The sequence below is a fragment of the Mesorhizobium sp. P3_A9 genome, from assembly GCF_056402975.1.
Genome location: NZ_JBFUGJ010000645.1, coordinates 1 through 1635 on the forward strand (window position 1 = coordinate 1; position 1635 = coordinate 1635).

General features: G+C 61.8%; 1 protein-coding gene and 1 pseudogene. Both read right to left on the reverse strand.

All coding sequences use genetic code 11. The features are described from left to right. A pseudogene (locus tag AC1DX0_RS35610) lies at positions 1-229 on the reverse strand (type II secretion system F family protein); the annotation flags it as partial. 29 nt (positions 230-258) lie between these two features. Continuing rightward, a partial coding sequence (locus tag AC1DX0_RS35615) for a CpaF family protein (protein WP_477359145.1) occupies positions 259-1635 on the reverse strand: 1377 nt, incomplete at its 5' end.

Genomic DNA, 1635 nt, shown 5'->3' on the forward strand with positions numbered 1-1635 from the left:
CCTTCAGCGAATCCTGCACCGTTTTACGGCGCTTGGCCGCGTCGGCCGCGCGGTCGCGCGTGGCCTTGACGACGGAACGGTCCGTCTCCGCGGCCTTGATCGTTTCAAGCCGCTTGCCTGCCTGTTTCTCATTGCTGATCTGGGTGAACAGGAATGCATAGGCGACCGCGCCGGCGCTGAAGCCGGCGAGCACGACAAACGCCAATACGGTGCCGTCAATTCCAAACATCGACCAGAACCTTCACGCCTGCGGATGCCTCAGTCAGCACGTTTCTCCATCGCCTCGAGCGCGGTGGCGAGGCGCTGTTCCTCGCCGTAGTAGCGAGCCCGATCCCAGAAATGCGGACGGCCGATGCCGGTCGAGACGTGCTCGCCCAAAAGCCTGCCGTTAGCGTCCTCGCCCTTGATGTTGTAGAGGACGATATCCTGGGTGATGATGACGTCGCCTTCCATACCGATCACCTCGGTGATGTGGGTGATGCGGCGCGATCCGTCGCGCAGACGTGCCGCCTGAATGATCACGTCGATGGAGCCGACGACGATTTCACGCACGGTTTTCTGCGGTAGCGAATAGCCACCCATGGCGATCATGGATTCGATACGGTTCAGGCATTCGCGCGGACTGTTCGAGTGGATCGTTCCCATCGAGCCGTCATGGCCGGTGTTCATCGCCTGCAAAAGGTCGAACACTTCGGGTCCGCGCACTTCGCCGACGATGATGCGCTCAGGCCGCATGCGCAGGCAGTTCTTGACCAGGTCGCGCATCGTCACTTCGCCTTCGCCTTCAAGGTTCGGCGGGCGGGTTTCCAGGCGCACGACATGCGGCTGCTGCAGCTGCAGTTCGGCCGAGTCCTCGCAAGTGATGACGCGCTCATCGCGGTCGATGTAATTGGTCAGGCAGTTGAGCAGTGTCGTCTTGCCAGAGCCAGYGCCGCCCGAGATGACGATGTTGCAGCGAACACGGCTGATGATCTTGAGGACCTCGGCTCCCTGCGGGGAAATGGCGCCGAACTTGACCAACTGATCGAGCGTTAGCTTGTCCTTCTTGAATTTTCGGATGGTAAGCGCGGCTCCATCGATGGAGAGCGGAGGGGCGATGACGTTGACGCRGGAGCCGTCGGGGAGGCGTGCGTCGCAGATCGGGCTGGATTCATCGACACGGCGGCCGACCTGGCTGACGATGCGCTGGCAGATGTTGAGAAGCTGCTGGTTGTCGCGAAAGCGAATGCCAGTCTGCTCGACCTTGCCGTTGACTTCGATGTAGACGTTCTTCGACCCGTTGACCATGATGTCGGCGATGTCGTCGCGGGCGAGCAATGGCTCGAGCGGCCCATAACCAAGCACATCGTTGCAGATGTCATCGAGCAGTTCCTCCTGCTCGGCAATCGACATCGCGAAATTCTTGATCGCGATGATGTCGTTGACGATGTCGCGGATTTCCTCGCGCGCGCTTTCGGGTTCGAGCTTGGCGAGCTGCGACAGGTCGATCGTGTCGATGAGCGCCGAGAAAACCTGGCTCTTGGTGTCGTAGTAGGTTTCGCTCTTTTCGCGCCCCCGCTTCGCCTCCGGCGCGATGGGCGGCGCCTCGACCGCGCGGCGAGCCGGCGGCGCGACAGGTGCGCTTGGCTGCGGCGC